Source organism: Paenibacillus sp. PK1-4R (assembly GCF_030369595.1).
Taxonomy (GTDB): domain Bacteria; phylum Bacillota; class Bacilli; order Paenibacillales; family Paenibacillaceae; genus Paenibacillus.
Genome location: NZ_CP126535.1, coordinates 4,654,705 through 4,673,298, shown reverse-complemented (window position 1 = coordinate 4,673,298; position 18,594 = coordinate 4,654,705). Strand labels below are relative to the sequence as shown.

The 18,594-nt window shown below is 45.9% G+C and carries 17 protein-coding genes; 12 read left to right on the top strand and 5 right to left on the bottom strand.

The annotated features are described in order from the left end of the window. Positions 1–53: 53 nt before the first annotated feature. Both QNO02_RS20270 and rpsD read right to left on the bottom strand, forming a co-directional pair. On the bottom strand, positions 54–2,159 hold the full coding sequence (locus QNO02_RS20270) for a methyl-accepting chemotaxis protein (RefSeq protein WP_289389799.1): 2,106 nt from the start codon (positions 2,157–2,159) through the stop codon (positions 54–56). A 188-nt stretch (positions 2,160–2,347) separates the two neighbouring features. Then, positions 2,348–2,947 (bottom strand): 30S ribosomal protein S4, encoded by a 600-nt coding sequence (gene rpsD, locus QNO02_RS20265; RefSeq protein ID WP_062835377.1) that lies wholly within the window; start codon positions 2,945–2,947, stop codon positions 2,348–2,350. A gap of 465 nt (positions 2,948–3,412) precedes the next feature. Here rpsD and QNO02_RS20260 point away from each other — a divergent pair, with 465 nt between their 5' ends. The 5 genes from QNO02_RS20260 (at position 3,413) to QNO02_RS20240 (ending at position 8,480) form a co-directional block, all read left to right on the top strand. After that, positions 3,413–5,404: a sensor domain-containing diguanylate cyclase gene (locus QNO02_RS20260; RefSeq protein WP_289389798.1), complete on the top strand. Its 1,992-nt coding sequence runs from the start codon at positions 3,413–3,415 to the stop codon at positions 5,402–5,404. Between the two features lie 97 nt (positions 5,405–5,501). Then, the gene (locus QNO02_RS20255) at positions 5,502–6,392 is read left to right on the top strand and encodes a hypothetical protein (RefSeq protein ID WP_249912192.1); all 891 of its coding nucleotides are present in this window, start codon (positions 5,502–5,504) and stop codon (positions 6,390–6,392) included. A 111-nt stretch (positions 6,393–6,503) separates the two neighbouring features. Beyond that, positions 6,504–7,619, top strand: coding sequence for an aminopeptidase (locus tag QNO02_RS20250; protein WP_133385490.1), 1,116 nt, complete (start codon positions 6,504–6,506; stop codon positions 7,617–7,619). A 96-nt stretch (positions 7,620–7,715) separates the two neighbouring features. Further along, positions 7,716–7,961, top strand: coding sequence for an HPr family phosphocarrier protein (locus QNO02_RS20245; RefSeq protein WP_036614658.1), 246 nt, complete (start codon positions 7,716–7,718; stop codon positions 7,959–7,961). Between the two features lie 225 nt (positions 7,962–8,186). Further along, the gene (locus QNO02_RS20240) at positions 8,187–8,480 is read left to right on the top strand and encodes an Fpa/YlaN family protein (RefSeq protein WP_017687426.1); all 294 of its coding nucleotides are present in this window, start codon (positions 8,187–8,189) and stop codon (positions 8,478–8,480) included. 186 nt (positions 8,481–8,666) lie between these two features. Here QNO02_RS20240 and cax read toward each other — a convergent pair whose 3' ends face one another. Further along, entirely contained in the window at positions 8,667–9,737 is a 1,071-nt protein-coding gene (gene cax / locus QNO02_RS20235; protein WP_036674882.1) for a calcium/proton exchanger, read from the bottom strand. Between the two features lie 183 nt (positions 9,738–9,920). Between cax and QNO02_RS20230 the strand changes: the two genes are divergently transcribed. After that, positions 9,921–10,283, top strand: a complete 363-nt coding sequence (locus tag QNO02_RS20230; RefSeq protein WP_017687428.1) for an Asp23/Gls24 family envelope stress response protein — start codon at positions 9,921–9,923, stop codon at positions 10,281–10,283. 128 nt (positions 10,284–10,411) lie between these two features. Here QNO02_RS20230 and ftsW read toward each other — a convergent pair whose 3' ends face one another. Continuing rightward, positions 10,412–11,701 (bottom strand): putative lipid II flippase FtsW, encoded by a 1,290-nt coding sequence (gene ftsW, locus QNO02_RS20225; RefSeq protein ID WP_289389797.1) that lies wholly within the window; start codon positions 11,699–11,701, stop codon positions 10,412–10,414. 13 nt (positions 11,702–11,714) lie between these two features. After that, entirely contained in the window at positions 11,715–12,062 is a 348-nt protein-coding gene (locus QNO02_RS20220; protein WP_017687430.1) for a YugN family protein, read from the bottom strand. A 210-nt stretch (positions 12,063–12,272) separates the two neighbouring features. On the opposite strand from QNO02_RS20220, the gene QNO02_RS20215 reads away from it, so the two are divergent. The 6 genes from QNO02_RS20215 (at position 12,273) to QNO02_RS20190 (ending at position 18,570) form a co-directional block, all read left to right on the top strand. Continuing rightward, positions 12,273–13,442: a M20 family metallopeptidase gene (locus QNO02_RS20215; RefSeq protein ID WP_289389796.1), complete on the top strand. Its 1,170-nt coding sequence runs from the start codon at positions 12,273–12,275 to the stop codon at positions 13,440–13,442. A gap of 192 nt (positions 13,443–13,634) precedes the next feature. Beyond that, positions 13,635–15,329, top strand: coding sequence for a DNA repair helicase XPB (locus QNO02_RS20210; RefSeq protein ID WP_289389795.1), 1,695 nt, complete (start codon positions 13,635–13,637; stop codon positions 15,327–15,329). 35 nt (positions 15,330–15,364) lie between these two features. Then, entirely contained in the window at positions 15,365–17,083 is a 1,719-nt protein-coding gene (locus QNO02_RS20205; protein ID WP_289389794.1) for a helicase-associated domain-containing protein, read from the top strand. Between the two features lie 152 nt (positions 17,084–17,235). Then, positions 17,236–17,673 carry a YlbF/YmcA family competence regulator gene (locus QNO02_RS20200; RefSeq protein ID WP_036614642.1) on the top strand — a complete coding sequence of 146 codons (438 nt, stop codon included), beginning with the start codon at positions 17,236–17,238 and terminating at the stop codon, positions 17,671–17,673. Positions 17,674–17,703: 30 nt separating this feature from the next. Then, entirely contained in the window at positions 17,704–17,967 is a 264-nt protein-coding gene (locus QNO02_RS20195; RefSeq protein ID WP_026080981.1) for a YlbG family protein, read from the top strand. 165 nt (positions 17,968–18,132) lie between these two features. Further along, positions 18,133–18,570 (top strand): hypothetical protein, encoded by a 438-nt coding sequence (locus QNO02_RS20190; RefSeq protein ID WP_017687436.1) that lies wholly within the window; start codon positions 18,133–18,135, stop codon positions 18,568–18,570. Positions 18,571–18,594 lie beyond the last annotated feature (24 nt).

Here is an 18,594-nt window from a genome sequence, read left to right as displayed (position 1 = left end):
GCTGAGGTGCATAGGGTGGCCTGAATGATTTGTCGTTTTGGAGGTCTCCTACATTAGGTTTTGAAGCGTTGAATCAGTTCTAATAGTTCCTGGGTAAGATTAGCCAGTGAGGCAGATGCCGCCGTAATCTCTTCCATGGATGCGAGTTGTTCTTCAGAGGCAGAGGCAACACGAGTTGCATGATCTGCTGTCTCATGACCAATGGTTTTGAGTTGCGCTAACGTGGCATCAACCTGCTGTGATCCAGCTGACATCTGCTGCGCAATGACTGAGACATGCTCAATCTGCTCATTAACATCTGTAATCTGTGATGAAATGGAGAGGAATAGTTCACCACTCTCATTAATCACTTCCGCTATATGGCTTACCTCGGCGTTCCCCTGTTCCATATTTTCAACGAGAGAAAGGACCTCTTGCTGAACCCTATGAATCAACGCTGCAATCTGCGCTGCTGATGTTCTGGATTGTTCAGCCAGATTACGGATCTCGGAAGCAACAACACCAAAGCCACGCCCGTGTTCACCTGCTCGTGATGCTTCAATGGAAGCATTAAGGGCAAGAAGATTGGTTTGACGGCTAACTTCCGTGATCATGCCTGTAATATGACCAATCTCTTCAGAACGTTGACGGAAATTCTCCAGTGCGGTCATGGACGTCTGCACAGAAGAGGTGGCACTATCGACCATACGCATGGCGGACTGAATCTTATCGGTTCCGACAGTTGTTCGCTCAGCCACAGCTCGCGATGAATCCGATACATCGGAGGCGGCCTTTGCAATTCTTCCGATCCCTGCAGATATTTCATTCATGGAACGGGAGGACTTTTGCAGCTCCTGCACCTGTTTACCTGCTTTATCTGCAACTTCGACTCCTGTTAATGCAATCAGTTCGGCTGCTTTACCTGTTTCTTCGGCACCTGCGGTCAATTGTTGAGAAGTGGAGCCGACAGATAAAGCATGTTCGGATATAACCGAGATGGTATGTCGCAGTGTATCCATCATCTGATTCATATGACCCGCCATGACGCCAAATTCATCTTTGGATCGTACAGGTAACTTTTGTGTCAAATCCCCGCCAGCGAGCTGTCCAGCGACAATATTGACTTGATTCAACTGCCTTACAATGGAGACGATAGTGTAGGTAACCACACCTGCAAGCAGAAGTACTGCCAGTGCGGCAATCAGAATGGACCAATTCAAGCTGTCATAGAAAGGTTGAAGGATGTGGCTCTTTGGCAGCGCCGATACAAGGTACCAGTTTGAATCCGTTCCTTGTAACCTGGCAGGCTCGGCAATAAACAGTTCTTCCCCTACTTCAGGGTCTGTAGCGTAAAACTGGGACTCGCCAGACTGTATACGCTGAATGACTGTCTTCGTTTCAGATGGAATTACGGCTCCTTCATTAGCCAGTTCCGGTTTGGAGCCATGTGCAGCAATCTGTCCTTCACTAGTAATAAGCATGGCATAACCCTGATCCGGATTAAGTGATGCTATATTTTGCTGAAAACGATCAATGGTAAAGTCGGCCCCCACAATGCCCAGAAATTTTTTGTTTTCATCTAATAGAGGGAGGACAATCGAAACGAGCAGTGTTTCTTTTCCGCCAACCGTATAGGTAACAGGCTCGGACCAATAGATGGATTTGGTTTTCTTTGGCTGCTGATAGTAAGTACTAGTTTCACCGCTTCCCTCATAAGTCGGCATAGGCTCAAAATGCAGGGAGTTGCCATCACGTATAACGTATGGAACGAATCGACCCGTAGCATCATCATATTCTTTTTTGTTGATGTGCTCCGCATCGTTTCCATCAAAGGCATCAGGTTCCCAGCCCGTATAAAAGCCAAAAACTTTCTCGTCCTTTTTCAGATATTGTTCAAGAAGTCTGACGATTTCTTCACGGTTGAGTGATCCGTTCTGAGCAGCATCCAATAACGTGGTACTCATGGTGTCCAACGTGTTTTTGACCTGATTAATGTCAGTCATAAACTCATTCGTAGCCCGGTTTGCTGCCTGTCCAGCAACGGTTTCGCCGTACTGGAGGCTTTTGTCGTAAATGGATTTGGTATTAAATGCAATCAGGGCTCCAATACAACAGAGTAATACGATCCCGAGTAAAAGTCCAAGCTTAACAGCGAGCTTGCGATTGCGAAAAAAATGCATGTTTTAATCCCCCTCGATGTCATTCTTGTGATGTATATATGGATGTGTGCTTCTCCTGAAGGGAGTCTATATTTTATATCGTTATTTACGTTCCTATAATGAAGATAATTAAAAAAAAGCATAGAAAAACAGCTGCCGAGAAAATCTCGACAGCTGTTTGGATTGAAACTTTAATGTGATTGCAACGATTAACGGTTGTAGAACTCGACGATTTGTTTTTCATCGATGTCTTGGGACAATTCAGCACGCTCAGGCAAGCGGATGAATTTACCTTCTACAGCTGCTTCGTTGTATTCAACGTATGCTGGAAGATGCGAACGACCTTCCAAAGCTTCTTTAACGGAAGAAAGAGCGCGGCTCTTCTCACGCAAGCCGATTACATCGCCAGTGCTTACTTGGTAAGAAGCGATATCGACTTTTTTGCCGTTTACAGTTACGTGACCGTGTGCTACCAACTGACGCGCTCCAGCGCGGGAGTTAGCAAACCCAAGGCGGTAAACGAGGTTGTCAAGGCGGCACTCAAGCAAGAACATGAAGTTCTCACCGGCAATACCTTGCATTTTTTGAGCTTTAGAGAACAGTGTGCGGAATTGTTTCTCGCCCAAACCGTACATGTGGCGCAATTTTTGTTTTTCTTGCAATTGCATACCGTAGTTGCTCATTTTTCTGCGTTGGTTAGCTCCGTGCTGACCTGGAGGGAAAGGGCGTTTCAATTCTTTGCCTGTTCCGCTAAGGGAAATGCCGAGGCGACGGCTCAATTTAAATTTAGGACCAGTGTAACGTGCCATGTTTAAAGTAGCTCCTTTTTAGTTAAAGTTCATATTAGGGCTCTGTTTGCGCTCCAATTTGTTGATGCGGGCTTGGCCTCGCATAGAACGATCAGGAAAGTTCAGCCGCTGTCCTGAAAGCAACAAAAAGAATGAGGGTGACACAACCGGTAATGCCCAAATTTAAAGACCCATTAGTAGTCTTCATCAACAATTTATATTACAGTTTAAGAGAAACAAAGTCAAGCGTAGAATAAAAGCAAAAAAACGTCTAAATTTGTCGATAGGTCATTGGGCCTAAAATAATGGGACAATTTTCTGAAATATGGATGCAAAAAAGCTTTAAACAGAGTAAAATAGATTGTATCTTAACTTTAAATCATCTTTATGTAACAAGGTTATCGCAACAAATTTGCAGGTTTGCGATAACGTCTGCAGATTAATGCATCCTTGTGGATGCAAAAACGGTGCAAAGGAGCGCCTGACATGTTAGAACATCTAAGAAGTTTACCTGCCAGCTTGAATTCACGAAGTTCGGGCGATTCCGCATCTTTTGCCGCTCCTCGTTCTCATGAAGAGCATGTGTTGTGGATGCAAAAAATGGATATCACACCTTTTGATTTTTCATATTTGGGCAGCTTGCTAGAGCAGGCATACAGTGACTGGAACTCCAGAGTGGGTTCAAGGCTGGCCAGAACATCAACCTTTTACAGCGTGTGGAACACGGAAGGTGATTGCATAGGATACGATAGCGATCATGAAGCTGATCCGGGCGTAAATGCACGCAGGCTGGTATTGGAATGTTTGGATAAGAGACAGGTCCTGTCCCTTAAAGGGACAAGCGAACACGGAGAATATCTTATAATAACACATCCCTTATTCTCCAGAACAAACAAGGATATGTTTGCCGTATTCACTGCTGTGATCTATGAATCCAATGGATATGAAACGTCTGAAGCTGTGGTTCAATCTGAGGCATTGCATTATCGCACCTGCTTTTACCGAAGATTTGAATACATATTTATGACGGACCTGTTACATGCTCATGAACAAACAGCCCGTGAGGAACACCGGAGGTCCATCCTCTTTCAGATTGTTCAGCGAATGCATGACAAAATGGATGTCGAGGCTATATTGGATGAGGTATTTGACAGTATGGACTACTTGTACCCGGCGACTTATATCAAATTGTATATGTCTCAGGATCAGAGCAACTCTGATCCACGGATTAAACCGTTGCTTGTCCAGGAGCGAGGAGAAGATATTTGTGTGCGTTCATTTATGGAAGGTAAGCTGATCGTTGCTCGCTCACATGATGCAGAGAACCGTATTGTAGATGTAGGGATTCCGCTGAAAGGCAAACAAGGCATATACGGTGTGTTCCATATCGAAATGAATGAAGAGATTATGGAAGAATCGGACTTGCAATTGATTACGATGATGGTAGACACTGCAGGAACGGCCTTTGAGAACGCCAAGTTGCATGAACAATCCAATATGTTAATTCAGGAACTTCGTTTAATTAATGATCTTACACAGCGGTTGAACAAAAGCCTGCATCTTTCGGAGATTTATCAACTATCCGAGCAAGAGTTAAAGGAAATATTCCAGGCCGAAACGTGTTGCATTCTTCAACTCAATGACAGTACAAATGACTTCGAAGTCATGTCTTCTAACGTGAAAGATGTTTTTCACCAATCCTTTTCTGTAGACTACGGTATCGCAGGCTTGGTGTACCGAACAGAGGAACCGCTTATTATAGTCAATTATGCGCAATATGATAAAGTGTCCTCCTTTTTCATGGAAGATACGGGATCCATGTCACTGATTGCATCACCGATCAGAGTTAATGGTGAAGTGAAGGGTGCCATTTTGCTTGGACACAGTAGAGAGCACTACTTTTCATATGATAACTATCGGCTCTTGCAGATGTTATCCATTCATATCGGGCTTGCCCTGTCGAATGCAACATTGCATGCCGAGGTTCGGCGCTTGGCTAATCTGGATATGTTGACAGGTCTGTACGTAAGGCATTATCTGGATAGTGTTATCCACGAGCGACAGGCTCATGAATTCTGTGGCTCCCTCATTGTGGTGGATATTGATCAGTTCAAACAGGTGAATGATACATTCGGACACCAGACGGGGGATCAAGTATTGAAACAAGTGAGTGAGATCGTCACCAGCTCTGTTCGCCCGGAAGATGTCTGCGCCAGATGGGGTGGAGAAGAACTGGCGATCTACATGCCACAGGTGAGTGTAAGGCAGGCGCTGGACTATGCGGAAGTGATTCGAAAGAGAGTTGCAGAAGAGACCAGACCGCTCGTCACGGTATCCAGTGGCATCGCAGAGTGGAATTGGATGGATGAAAAGGTCAGTGTAGAGTCCTTGTTTTATCGGGCTGATATGGCTTTGTACAGCGCGAAGAATGGTGGTCGGAACAGAATCGTTGTAGAGGAACAGGATGTAACGCGTTAAGAGAGAACAATTCCAATTGCGGAGTCGTTCTCTTTTTTTCGTCGGAGATCAAGTTGTGTATAGAAGGAAGTATAAGCGTATACGGGCGGGGCAATCTATGGAGAAAGTTCATGGAAGGGTGAAGATAGATATGCTTAACCGCCATTCGGTACGTACATTGTGGTTATTTGTGAGCATCGTGATTATTGGTGTTCCGGGTTGTGGATTCATCCAGCGAGATCGAACGCCCGAAGAGGTTTTTTCCCTGGCTTTATCGGGGATAGCGGGAAAAGAAAAATTGAGTTTTGAAGGAGAGGCAGGGCTTCGACGGGAGAACAGCGGGCTGTTCGAGAATCAGTTCAAATTTGAAGGCAAGCTGGAGAATCATGATCGTCTGACCCTTCAGACCCGATTACCTGGAGAAGTGACCGCTGTGGGCACAGGCATTCAAACAACTGCCGTAAAAAATAATGGACAGCCCAGTGGGTTTAGCGCCTCTTTCGAGCGGAAACAAGGGCAATGGATGGCATTGTCCGCGCAGCATGAGCCGCTGCGAGGGTCTCTTTCTCGTTTTAATCCAATTGCCCAAATGGAGAAGATCGATAAGATGAACAAAACTATTCAATCCGAGTATGGGGATGGTCGTCGAACCAGAACATTACGGATTGAACTTGCACCGGAAGACGCCAAATCATGGGCTGTAGCCCAGCTAAACGACGAGATGAACGCCATTCGGGCAGAATATATGCATAAGGCAGCTACGGTGAAAGGGGCGCGTAAGGAGAAGCTTGAGAAGGATCTGGAGAAAGTTTGGAAACAGGGTGAAACAACGATGCAACAGATGATGAAACAAGCGAGCGTGCAGACGGTATATCATCTCACGGTAGATCGGAAGAGCAGTCTGCCTCTTCGCTTATCCTCTGAAAGTCAGATGAGTTACACGGACAACAACCGTAAAAGTAACAAAGAAGCCCTTGTCACCGATGTAAACTTCAAGTCATATCAATAAACGAAGTGAGGGACTGCCTGCTGACGGGATGACTGTTCGCGTGCTACAATAGTATCGTAATTTACCGTTGTTCAATTTAAGTATGGCAGATGACAGGAGGATTTTACCAAGATGAAAGACCCAAGAATTCAAAAGCTTGCAGCAAACCTGGTGGGCTATTCAGTAGATGTACAGCCTGGTGAAAATGTATTGGTTGAGATGATTGGATCGGAACGTGATCTGATTAACGCCATTATTGAAGAGGTAGGCAAAAAAGGTGGTAACGTCTTTGTACAGTTGACTGATAAAACCGTACAGCGTGCGATGCTGAAAAATGCCACAGAAGAAATGTTGAAAACATGGGCAGAGATTGATCTGAACCGGATGAAACAGATGGATTGTTATATCGGTATTCGTGCGGGAGAAAATGTGAATGATCTGTCCGATGTGCCGGAAGAAAAAATGAAAATGTACAATTCATTATACTCCCACCCGGTACATAGTGAACAACGTGTCAAACATACAAAATGGGTTGTACTTCGTTACCCTAACGCAAGTATGGCGCAACTCGCCAATACGAGTACAGAAGCGTTCGAAGATTTCTACTTCGACGTATGTAACCTGGATTACGCCAAAATGGACAAAGCGCAGGACTCGCTCGCTAACCTGATGAAGCGGACGGACAAAGTTCGTATCACCGGACCAGGAACAGAGCTGAGCTTCTCCATTAAAGATATCGGTGCAGAGAAATGTTCTGGCCAAAAAAATATCCCGGATGGCGAAGTGTACAGTGCCCCTGTGCGTAATTCCGTGAACGGAACGATTAGTTATAACTCGCCAACGCTGTATAACGGAGTGACATTTGAAAATATCAAATTCACGTTCGAGAATGGAAAAATCATTGAAGCGACAAGCAACGATACAGATCGTTTGAATGAAATCCTGAATTCGGATGAGGGTGCTCGTCATATCGGTGAGTTTGCGATTGGATTTAACCCGCATATTCTTCATCCGATGAAAGATATCCTGTTCGATGAAAAAATCGCAGGCAGCTTGCACTTTACACCGGGTCAGGCATACGAAGAAACGGATAATGGCAACCGCTCGTCCATCCACTGGGATCTGGTGTTGATCCAGCGTCCGGATTATGGCGGCGGGGAGATTTATTTTGACGATGTGCTGATTCGTAAAGACGGTATTTTTGTTATTCCTGAGCTGGAATGCCTGAATCCGGACCGTTTGAAATAGGAACAGGATTTTGCTGTTGCTAGGAAAGCGGATTCACGGTATCATGTAGTGGTAATTAATAGATGATACCAATAGTAAAAAGACGGAGGGATTCCTATGTCGAGTAATAACGCGGCTGTAGTGGAAATTGCTCAAACAGCAGGCAAGTTTACTTCTTCAATCGTGCTTCATTCGGAGAACAAGTATATCGATGTGAAAAGTATTCTCGGATTGTTTACAACGCTAATCAGCACGCACAGCTATGAACTGCATGTTCATGGTCCAGATGCAGTTGAAGCGAAAGCAGCCATGTCAGAAGTATTTGCCAAGCATGGACTGAATGTAAGCATCGCATCTGAGTAATAGCTCTCAAGAAGCACCTTTGCCTTTTTAGGCAGGGGTGTTTTTTGGCATGGAATGATCTGAATACTCGTCTGGACGTGACTGGAACAGGTGGATTATGCTTCAACAGAAGGCTTAACTTTGCGGGCTTATTTTGGTCAGGTTCTTGTATTAGCTCTTCATTTCGTCTAATATTAGAGGTAGAACGTCTTTACGCGATTTTTGGGACATAGGGGGGAAAAATGCATGACTTCATCTGATCTGCAGGACCAGCTGAATTTGAAAGCGATCAGTCTTCTTCAAGAAGATGCAGATAAAATACAGAAGCTTATTGAAGTACAGATGGAGAATCTGGCTACCCGCTACTGCCCTCTCTATGAGGAAGTATTGGATACACAGATGTATGGGTTCTCCAAGGAAGTTGATTTTGCTGTTCGTGCAGGGCTCCTTCCAGAAGGTGCAGGTAAGCAGCTGGTTAGCGCGCTTGAGCGGAATTTGGCAATTCTATATGAAGCCTTGAACAAGAAGAATGAGCAATAGCCTGCAGATGCGCGGGTCAGAATAGAAGGCATGCAGGCGTTTATGCATGCTTTTTTTGTGCGTCTGAACGGGATGGGGATGCAAGCCAGCCGGAAGGCGTATACAAGCAAAGAGACAGCAACGAAGATAAATTCGGGCTGCCTCTGTGGCTTGTTTATTTTTAACGATGGCTACGTGAGGGCCTGCTTACACCAGGAAAAAGGATACACCGAGTATGATATATACCACGAGCAGGAGTAAACCTTCGTACCAATTCGTTGAACCATCTTGGGTAATGGACTTTGCAATAAATACGGATACGCCGATGGCGACCAGTTCAATCGTTGTAAATACGATATCCATGGTTCTGCCTGTGAAGTAGCTGACAAAAATCAGTACAGGAGCAACGAAGAGCGCGATCTGCAGGCTGCTGCCAACCGCAATCTCGACGGCTGCTCCGATTTTATTTTTCATGGCAAGCATGATGGCTGCACTGTGTTCGGCCGCATTACCGATGATGGCCACAAGGAATGCACCGACAAACAGCTCGCTAAGTCCAAATTCCGAAGTGAAGACTTCGAGCGTGCCCACCAGCCATTCACTGACAAAGGCAACCATGACCGTTGCGAGCACCAGGTAGAGAATAGATTTTTTCTTGGACCATGCCGGAGCATGCTCGTGGGGTAGCTCTTCATCGCGATCCTCAGTAACGTCTGCAAGGTAGTTCTTATGCGTCACCATGGAGAATAGCAACCAAGCAATATACGCGAGAATGAGCAATCCGGCTACAATGAGACTAAGGGTATTCGTGTCTTTCTGTGTAATGGAATGTGTATTAAGAAAGACTGCCGGGATAAACAGGGCAATGATGGCAACAATCATCAGGGAACCATTCAGACCTGCAAGTGAGACATTATAATTCTGAATTTTGAACTTGAGTCCTCCGGCAAAAATACTTAACCCAAGCACTAACAGCAGATTTCCGATAATGGAACCTGTCAGGCTTGCTTTGACCATGTCGAACAGTCCCTCTTTCACGAGGAAAATGGCGATGATCAATTCGGCTGCATTGCCGAAGGTTGCATTCAAGAATCCACCCAGCCGCTGTCCGGCGTAGTGGGCCACATTTTCGGTGGCTTTGCCTAAAAAACCGGCCACAAAAATAACCGAAATGGCTGATATCACGAACTGTAGAATCGAATCCCATTTCAAGTAGTGGGCGATGGCACTGAGTGCAAAGAAAGCAATCAGCAAAATGGATGAAATCCGGTTTCTCACAACAAACACCTCGGTTATAAATTATTTTGTTTTAAATTACACTGTAAATCGCTTATGAGATTATTTTCATATTTCAATATAACCAAATGGTGGTAGGTTGTAAACGCATCTTTTTGAGTTTAATTTGCTTTTTGGGGTGGAAAGGATTTAAAATACGAGTAACGAAGTGAAGGAGGATGTGGCATGGCAGAACAACTTCAACTGGAGAGCGGAAACATCCGGATTGCCGATGACGTGGTTGCAAAAATTGCCGGAATGGCTGCAATGGAAACACCCGGAATTGCCGCAATGTCTGGAGGTTTGTCAGAGGGCTGGGCGAAGCGACTCAGCGGTAAAAACGTACAGAAAGGCGTGAGCGTTGAGGTCGGCCAGCTGGAAGCAGCCATTGACCTGCGCATCATCGTCCTGTACGAAACCCCGATTCATGAAGTTTCCCGTATGCTTCAGCAGAATGTAAGAGAAGCGGTAGAGACCATGACCGGATTACGCGTGGTTGAAGTCAATGTAAAGGTAGAAGGCGTATCTTTCAAAGGCGACGATCTGTAGAAATCGCAATCCGTAATGGAGGACAGAGTCATATTGACCTGTTCTTCATCTTGATAGACAGAATAGTACCGAGTACACAGAAAAAGGCTGCGCATCCATTAGGTGCACAGCCTTTTTTGTGTTGTTCTTTATCGAATCCGACGGATGGACTCCCGTGAACGAAGAGCAGGAGAGGTACGAGTCTGTGTCTGTACAGTTACGGACTTCGTTTTCTCTTCCTTGATCACGTCCAGATTGTTGGTGCGTGAGATACTGAGCAGAATGCCCATGGCAACCATCATCACAAAGAGTGAGGTACCCCCGTAACTGATAAACGGAAGCGTGACCCCCGTCACCGGAATGGTCTGAGTTACACCACCGATGTTGATAAATGCCTGAATCGCGATTAGTCCCATGATACCTATGCCGACCAATGTTCCGAATGGATCGGGACAGCGGAGAGAGACAATAATTCCGCGCCAGATGAAGTACAGGTAAACAAGCAGGAATAATGCACTTCCTATGAATCCAAGTTCTTCCCCAATTACGGAGAAAATAAAGTCATTATAAGCATTTGGCAAATAGTGCAGCTTCATCGTACCTTGTCCAATCCCGGAACCTGTCATACCGCCATCACCAATGGCAACAAGGGAACGGTAGAGGTTAAGACTTCCGCCATTAATATCGGATAATGGATTCAGGAAAGCTTGAATACGTCCGATCTTGTAGTTCTGCTCCGCAGTGACTGCTGTTGTAGCAGTTGTTGTGTCGGAAGGAGACATGGAAGAAAACAGAGAATTTGCTCCAAACGCCAGTGCCCCACCGAGTACAACCAGGAGAATGGAACCTAGGATATGTTTCATACTGGCTCCACCGGCATAGATCAAGAGACCACAGGTGGACACCAGGATGAAGGTGGTACCGAAGTCTGGTTGCAGCATAATCAGTCCTGCGATGAATCCAACGATGAACAGGACGGGAAAATACCCTGTCTTGAAAACTCTAAATTTCTCGCCTTTTTTGGTAATTAGAGCAGAGAGGTACAGAATAATAGCAATTTTGGCAAACTCGGCAGGCTGAAGACTGAAGCCGACAATTTCAATCCAGCTTCGGGCACCGTTTACCTTCTTACCTGCGACCAACACAATGAGAAGCAGTACCGTAGTGAACAGAAAAAAGGGTGCATAGAGCTTTTTGTACTTGTTGAAGCGGATATTCATGGCAAAAAACATGCCAAATAGACCGATAATCGCCCACATAAGTTGTTTTTTCGTGAAGTAAAGGGCATCATTGTTAAATTTATCGCTTGCGATTGCAATGCTGGAACTGGAGCTGAATACCATCACCAGTCCAAAGCCCACCAACAATAAAGTGAGGATTAGCAGTTGAAAATCCGGCGTGCCTCTCTTCGTTTTCGTTTGGGCCGTTTGTTGTTTCATCGTTTGGCCCAGCCTATGCTTCCAGCAGTTCTTTGAGCTGCTGTAATTTTTGGGCTGCCAGCTTCACGACTGGTTGCGGAACGGAAGAGTCATAATCCAGGCCGTGAGGGAAAGTGGCTTTGCCAAGGTATACTGCTTCAACAGCAAGAACGGTATCCGGTTTTTCCAATTTGCCTTCCACAGCGCGGGTATTAATGCGTACAAAGTATTCTGAGTTGGTTTGTTCATCTTCAATTTTGTAGTCATATGTAGCACGGTAATATTCCCATTGCCACCGGACAAATCCGACTTTCTCGGCGCTCTCATCCAGGTATGCCAAGTCGCTCTTCAAGCCATCCAAGCCTGTATTCTCAAAAATCATAAGCGTTTGATCCTCCTCATAAGCTTCCGAGTATAATTTCTCGAGTATTTCTCTAGTTCATGATAGTATGTTTCCCCTTCCCGTGCAAGCTTTCCGAAGGCGTTTCGTATCGGTTTTCTTCCAATTCTGCTACAATATACAGCAATAGGTTTGAAGAGGAAGGTTCGGGCTTGATATAAGTCCCGTTCAAGATTGAAAGGGTGGAGAGAAATGACTAATAATATATGGTGGGAAGATCTGCAGATCCACATGGTGGAATGGCGGCGTCACCTTCATCGCAATCCAGAGGTTTCCTTTCATGAGGAGAAGACATCCTCTTTTGTAGCGGATATGTTGGAGAGTTTTGGCGTGGAAGTGAGGCGTCATGTTGGTGGTCACGGGGTCATCGGTACCCTTCGTGGGGACAAGCCGGGTCCTGTCGTCATGCTGCGAGCTGATATGGACGCACTTCCAATTCAGGATGAGAAGAATATCGAGTATGCATCACAACAAGCAGGAGCGATGCATGCATGTGGCCACGATGGTCATATCTCAATCTTGCTCGGTACGGCATTGTATTTCAGCCGTCACAAGCAGGAGATCCAAGGCGAGATTCGCTTTTTGTTCCAGCCAGCAGAAGAGCTGCTTCCGGGCGGTGCAGTCCAGGTCATTGCGGATGGTGCGCTTGAAGGCGTGGATGTCATATATGGCATTCATCTGTGGACCCCGCTGCCTGTAGGTGTTGTTGCCAGCAAAGCAGGACCGATGATGGCTGCGGCGGACGATTTTTACATTGAGATCAAAGGCAAAGGTGGACATGGCGGGATGCCACAATCCACGATAGATAGTCTCATCGTGGGTTCTGCGCTTGTGATGCAGCTTCAGACCGTTGTCAGTCGTTCGGTTGATCCATTGCAACCGGCAGTGCTGACCATTGGTACAATGCAGGCGGGCTCGGCTCAGAATGTAATTGCAGAGCAATGCAAAATGAGCGGTACGGTAAGAACGTTTGATGAAGAGACCCGAAACGGGATGAAAGAGCGCGTGCTTACCATGGTAGCCCAGACAGGGGCAGCTTATGGGGCAGAGACGCAAGTGAAATATATTATGGGATATCCGCCTGTGGTGAACGATGAACAGGAGACAGCGCGTTTCTTCAGAGAAGCTACAGAATTATTTGGGGCAGAACGAGTGCAAGCATCCCCCATGCTGATGCCAGCGGAAGATTTTGCGTATTATCTGCAGAAGGTGCCAGGGTGCTTTATGTTTGTTGGAGCAGGCAACCCGGATAAAAATGCGATCTATCCGCATCATCATCCGATGTTTGATTTTGATGAAGACGCGATGCAGACTGCCGTGAGATTATTTATCGCCATGGCCAAGGGTTACACAGCCGAATGACTTTATAGCTAGTTGGGCATCCTGTTCATACCGAGGTATGGGCAGGATGTTTTTTTGTGGATTTTTATAGATGTTGTTCAAAAAGTCCATCTTCTCGGTACTGAAAACCAGACTTTTTGAACTCGCAATTATACAGGTTCATTTTCGGAACTGCCGGAACTGGACTTTTTTGTGATAGGAGGAAGGCTCCAAATGGAAGGAACAGAACATATGGTAAGGACAGATGCTTGTATCGTTCAGCGAGATTTTACAGTTTTGCTGGAAGTTGGCCACCCCGGATTCGAAAGAGCAAGAGAGCAGCTTGGGATGTATTCAGAACTGGTTAAGACACCAGCAGCGTTTCATACTTACCGAATCACTCCGTTATCGCTCTGGAATGCGGCTGCGCTGGGATGGAATGCAGATCAAGTCATCGCAAGTCTGGAGCTGGTATCCCGCTGGAACGTGCCTGCTGCACTGATACAGGATGTTCGGAGAATCATGGATCAGTATGGCAAATTAAAGCTGCATTCCGAAGCAGATCACACCAGAATGCGTCTTTATAGTGAGGATGAGCGGTTGCTGGATGAATTAAGTGGATTGAAAACGATAGCTGCCTTTCGGATGGAACGCAAGGACGCTCATGAACTTCTGCTCCCAGGAGAACAGCGAGGGTTATTAAAAAGGGAATTAACACGATTGGGTTACCCTGTGCTTGATTACGTGGGGTATCGGGAGGGAACCAAACTTTCATTTGATTGGCGGTCTAATGATCCAGGGGACCACTCTGAGCGATTTGCGCTGCGTTCTTACCAGAGAGAGGCTGTGGATGCATTCGAAGGCAGTGAGGGCATGGGAGGAAGCGGTTTGCTCGTACTTCCTTGCGGAGCAGGCAAAACGGTCATTGGCATGGCCGTGCTGGAGCGGCTCCAATGTGAATGCCTTATTTTGACGTCCAATACAACGTCTGTGCGACAGTGGATTCAGGAAATTCAAGACAAAACCACGATTACCAGTGAACAGATTGGTGAGTATTCAGGTCAGAAAAAACAGGTGAAACCTGTGACAGTAGCTACATATCAGATTCTGACACACCGGAAATCAAAGGATGCTGATTTTACTCATATCAAACTGCTCAGTGAGCGGCAATGGGGGCTGATCATATATGATGAAGTACATTTGCTGCCAGCACCAGTGTTTCGTGCAACTGCGGATATTCAAGCTACGCGAAGACTGGGATTAACGGCTACATTGGTTCGAGAGGATGGCTGTGAACAGGATGTTTTCTCGCTGATTGGTCCGAAGCTCTATGATATGCCGTGGAAACAACTGGAGCAGCAAGGGTGGATTGCTGATGTACAATGCCAGGAGATACGTATCCCATTTTCCCCGGAACTAAGATCGAATTATCTGCAAGCCGAGGTTAAGCACCAATTTCGATTGGCTGCCGAGAATCCGGCGAAGGTACGTGTAGTCAAGCGTTTGCTTGAACGTCATCGGGATTTGCCTGCACTTGTGATTGGACAATATCTGGATCAACTCGAGTTGATTGCCCGGGAAATTGAAGCACCTCTAATCTCGGGGACCATGTCACAGCAAGAGCGAATCAAGTGGTTTGCTGCTTTTCGACGAGGAGAGATTAAAACGATTGTGGTATCCAAGGTTGCCAATTTTGCTGTGGATCTGCCCGATGCTGCTGTTGCACTTGAGATATCCGGGAGTTTCGGGTCAAGGCAGGAAGAGGCACAGCGTTTGGGGAGAATTCTGAGACCGAAAGCTGGAGAAAATAAAGCATATTTCTATGCGCTGGTATCAGAGGATAGTAAGGAACAGGAGTTTGCATTAAACCGTCAGATGTTCTTGGTGGAGCAGGGATATGAATATGCCATCGTTCATGAGAACGAATAGTCCATTTATACTCGCGAAAAGAGGAGGATTGGGATATGTCTTCATTTGAACCAATAGATGAGCCTGTGGTACTGAACCTTGATTCATGGTCAAAGCTTGCTTTGGTGGGACAAAAAGTGCTTGGTGCAATTTTTCACAAACATGCGGGTCAGCCTTTTTCCTCCCTCCTGCCGCGAGAACAGTGGGCCATTGAAGGACTAAGTGTGGCAGAAGCCAAATCTTCATTCGCCAACCTTAGGAAGCAAAGATGGATTGAATCTGTATATAAGAGTTGGGGGGAGCGATTATTCTATATTCCTGCTTCGCTGATGGAGACGTTGACGATTGCTTACGCACAAAGAGTGGGTATAACCGTTGAAAAGATGGCACAGCATGCTCATGTACTTCAGGAAGGAAAGCCGGATCTCGCTGCAGAGTTGATTCATCTGATCGCTTGGATCGGAAGAGAAGGACTTCCTTTGACAGGTAAAGGTACGATACATAAGAGAACGGTTCAAAAATTAAGTGCAATAACAGTACTATCCGCTACAGACTTTGATGGTTTGGGCATCCAATATGAACATTCGGATTTGTATCCGACCCACGTAGCTATTCTTCTCGATCTACTGCTCAGTCTGAATCTCATTCAAAAGTCAGATGGCCGAATTCAGATTGTAGATCATCGATTACAAAAATGGTTGAAGCTCTCGTGGAGACAGATGCATCGGGAAATATATCAAGCGTGTATGGAAAGATACGGAGAAGCTGAACCCGCGTTGCAGCATTTCCGTTATCAATTGGCATTGTTTGCTCCAGAAAAAAACATATGGTGCCATATAGAGAATTCGGAATTGAAACCACGGGTCAGGGGCTGGCTTTGCGCACTAGCTTGCTGGGGTTATGGTGAAGTAGGAGAAGATCAGTCGGGAGAGCTGGCATTTCGCTGGCTGATCGAACCGCAGAGCCTGTTAAATCGGGAAAAAGAGATGGTAAGTGAGACGGAGCCGTCTGGATTTTACATGCAGCCTGATTTTGAAATGTTGGTGCCGCCGGAAGCAGGGCCTGATGTGATCTGGATGCTGGAGCAATACGCAGAACGGGTGACACGTGATCGAATGTCGATCTACCGTTTGACAAGAGAACGATTCATTTCGGCCATAGCCAGAGGGTATGGATTACATGAAGTGATGGAGTTTCTGGATCAATATGCTCTGACAGGTATACCGGAGAATGTACGGATTGCGTTAGCAGATTGGGGCAAGGAGACCGATGCTGCACTGTTGACTGTAAATCGGAGTATGAAGGTAATGGAGGCAAGTACAGGCTCCGCAGATGATCCGAAGTTATTAGAAAAAGATGTGTTGAGCGATGTATATTCTTCTTTCTACACACCGGATAATCAAGGTCTGGTTGATGTCCCTGCATTTCTGCATGGGTTGGAGCGTGATCATTCTGTCATTGAGAAGAAGTTCTCTCTGTTGGGATTTGAAGAGATACCGGAGACCTGGTACAGGGAGTGGCGTCGATATCATAGTTCAACCGCACGACAGATTGCTACCAAAGCCATTGAGTGGCAGACTAAGCTGGGGATACAACAGGAGAATCGTACGCAATACCTCATTCCACATCAGGTAGAGGGTCATGAACAATGGACTTTAAGCGGTTGGTGCATGCTGGATTCAAATGAACATACATCAGAGACGGAATGGCGTACATTCTCCCCGTCAGAGTGGGATACAATGCGTCTTATCCTGCCAGATGATGTCATAACCTGACTATTTCACGTAAATATCAGGTTGAAAGACGAATTTTCGAGTTCCCCCTATTTCTAATTGCAGGAAAAACTCTTCTTAACTATTCATGGATATGCTATGATGAGGTAGTCTACGTTAAGTAGAACTTTATATATAGATAGGATGAATATTTCATGAGCGTAGCGGAAATGAACACGGTCGATATGGCCCAAGTGTTAACGGGCGCATATGAATTGGGCGACATGATTAACCAATCTGCCGAAGTATCGGATTATTTATATTGGAAGCAGCAAGTCGAGACTACCCCTGAGATTCAGATGGGGATTCGGAAGCTGAATGCCAAGAAGGAATTGTTTGAAGAAACACAGCGTTTCGGTCATTTTCACCCGGATTATCATGCAGCAAAAGACCAGGTGAAGGCTCTGGAACAGGAGTTGGAAAATTTCGAGGCGGTAATCCGCTTCAAACAGGCAGAGAAGTCCCTGGATGATATGTTATTCCAGATGTCAGAGACCATTGCATTCGCAGTGTCAACAACCATTAAAGTACCGAGCAATGACCCGAATCCGAAGGGCGGCTGCGGTAGTGGCGGCAAGTGTGGTTGCAGTTAAGTAATCATTATAGAAGGGCGGGGAACGATGATGTTTGCGGAAAGGACAGGATTCATTATTTGGGTCAGTGATTTGAAGGCTGCCCGTAATCTCGAAAAATATGGCACCGTGCATTATATCTCCCGCCGTATGCATTATGTAGTCATGTATGTTAATGCAGAACGGGCTGATGATACGATGAAAAATGTGAAGCGACTTTCCTATGTGCGCAAGATCGAACGCTCGTATCGTAATGAGATCAAAACCGAGTATGCCAGCAAAACGATGGACAAAACGAGCTTTTACGGAATATAGACGAGAAACTGGAGGGACCCTTTGGGGTCGCTCTTTTCTTGAATTATGCACAAATTGGCTATTGTGAAAAAAAGTTAAACTTACGCCTTGAGGTTGCGGGACTAATGTTGTAATATATTTGGTAATAAATAGATAGAAAGTCCTATCTGGTGGAGAGTGATTCCCATGCGTGATAAGGTGATGCAACGTTGGAGCACCTACGAGCCGTTTTTCGTGGCTCTTGGAGACAAGAAAGTGGCCGACATCGTCATTACCCATCATGCCAAGATGCGGTATGCAGACCGTATTGAGCCTGCACGTAGTGATGATGACCATATTGCGGCGTGGTTATGGGAGTGTCTGAAGCAGGACCGTATAACACCATACTACCGTAATGAACAGGACGTCTACCTGATTGATGAGGATCTGGTGGTGGTCGCCGAATTTTCCGAACTTGAAGGAGAATATGATATTGCGGGCAACCCGCTGCACAAAATGATTGTGGTTACGTTTCTGGGACGTATGTCGGAGACTATTGAGTTGAGGGACCTGAAATCATATTATTCATGGTTAAGACATTCAAGAAGAATGACGTTGGTCAAAAATAGCCGCAAGCATAAGTAAGCCTGAGTAGATTCAATATGTTGA

Excerpts from the sequence above, each read along its gene's own strand:
- QNO02_RS20260 (WP_289389798.1), top strand. The coding sequence starts at position 3,413 with ATGTTAGAACATCTAAGAAGTTTACCTGCCAGCTTGAATTCACGAAGT.
- QNO02_RS20240 (WP_017687426.1), top strand. The coding sequence starts at position 8,187 with ATGACTTCATCTGATCTGCAGGACCAGCTGAATTTGAAAGCGATCAGT.
- ftsW (WP_289389797.1), bottom strand. The coding sequence starts at position 11,701 with ATGAAACAACAAACGGCCCAAACGAAAACGAAGAGAGGCACGCCGGAT.
- QNO02_RS20230 (WP_017687428.1), top strand. The coding sequence starts at position 9,921 with ATGGCAGAACAACTTCAACTGGAGAGCGGAAACATCCGGATTGCCGAT.
- QNO02_RS20270 (WP_289389799.1), bottom strand. The coding sequence starts at position 2,159 with ATGCATTTTTTTCGCAATCGCAAGCTCGCTGTTAAGCTTGGACTTTTA.
- QNO02_RS20205 (WP_289389794.1), top strand. The coding sequence starts at position 15,365 with ATGTCTTCATTTGAACCAATAGATGAGCCTGTGGTACTGAACCTTGAT.
- QNO02_RS20215 (WP_289389796.1), top strand. The coding sequence starts at position 12,273 with ATGACTAATAATATATGGTGGGAAGATCTGCAGATCCACATGGTGGAA.
- QNO02_RS20195 (WP_026080981.1), top strand. The coding sequence starts at position 17,704 with ATGTTTGCGGAAAGGACAGGATTCATTATTTGGGTCAGTGATTTGAAG.
- QNO02_RS20200 (WP_036614642.1), top strand. The coding sequence starts at position 17,236 with ATGAGCGTAGCGGAAATGAACACGGTCGATATGGCCCAAGTGTTAACG.
- QNO02_RS20190 (WP_017687436.1), top strand. The coding sequence starts at position 18,133 with ATGCGTGATAAGGTGATGCAACGTTGGAGCACCTACGAGCCGTTTTTC.
- QNO02_RS20210 (WP_289389795.1), top strand. The coding sequence starts at position 13,635 with ATGGAAGGAACAGAACATATGGTAAGGACAGATGCTTGTATCGTTCAG.
- QNO02_RS20250 (WP_133385490.1), top strand. The coding sequence starts at position 6,504 with ATGAAAGACCCAAGAATTCAAAAGCTTGCAGCAAACCTGGTGGGCTAT.
- QNO02_RS20220 (WP_017687430.1), bottom strand. The coding sequence starts at position 12,062 with ATGATTTTTGAGAATACAGGCTTGGATGGCTTGAAGAGCGACTTGGCA.
- QNO02_RS20255 (WP_249912192.1), top strand. The coding sequence starts at position 5,502 with ATGGAGAAAGTTCATGGAAGGGTGAAGATAGATATGCTTAACCGCCAT.
- QNO02_RS20245 (WP_036614658.1), top strand. The coding sequence starts at position 7,716 with ATGTCGAGTAATAACGCGGCTGTAGTGGAAATTGCTCAAACAGCAGGC.
- rpsD (WP_062835377.1), bottom strand. The coding sequence starts at position 2,947 with ATGGCACGTTACACTGGTCCTAAATTTAAATTGAGCCGTCGCCTCGGC.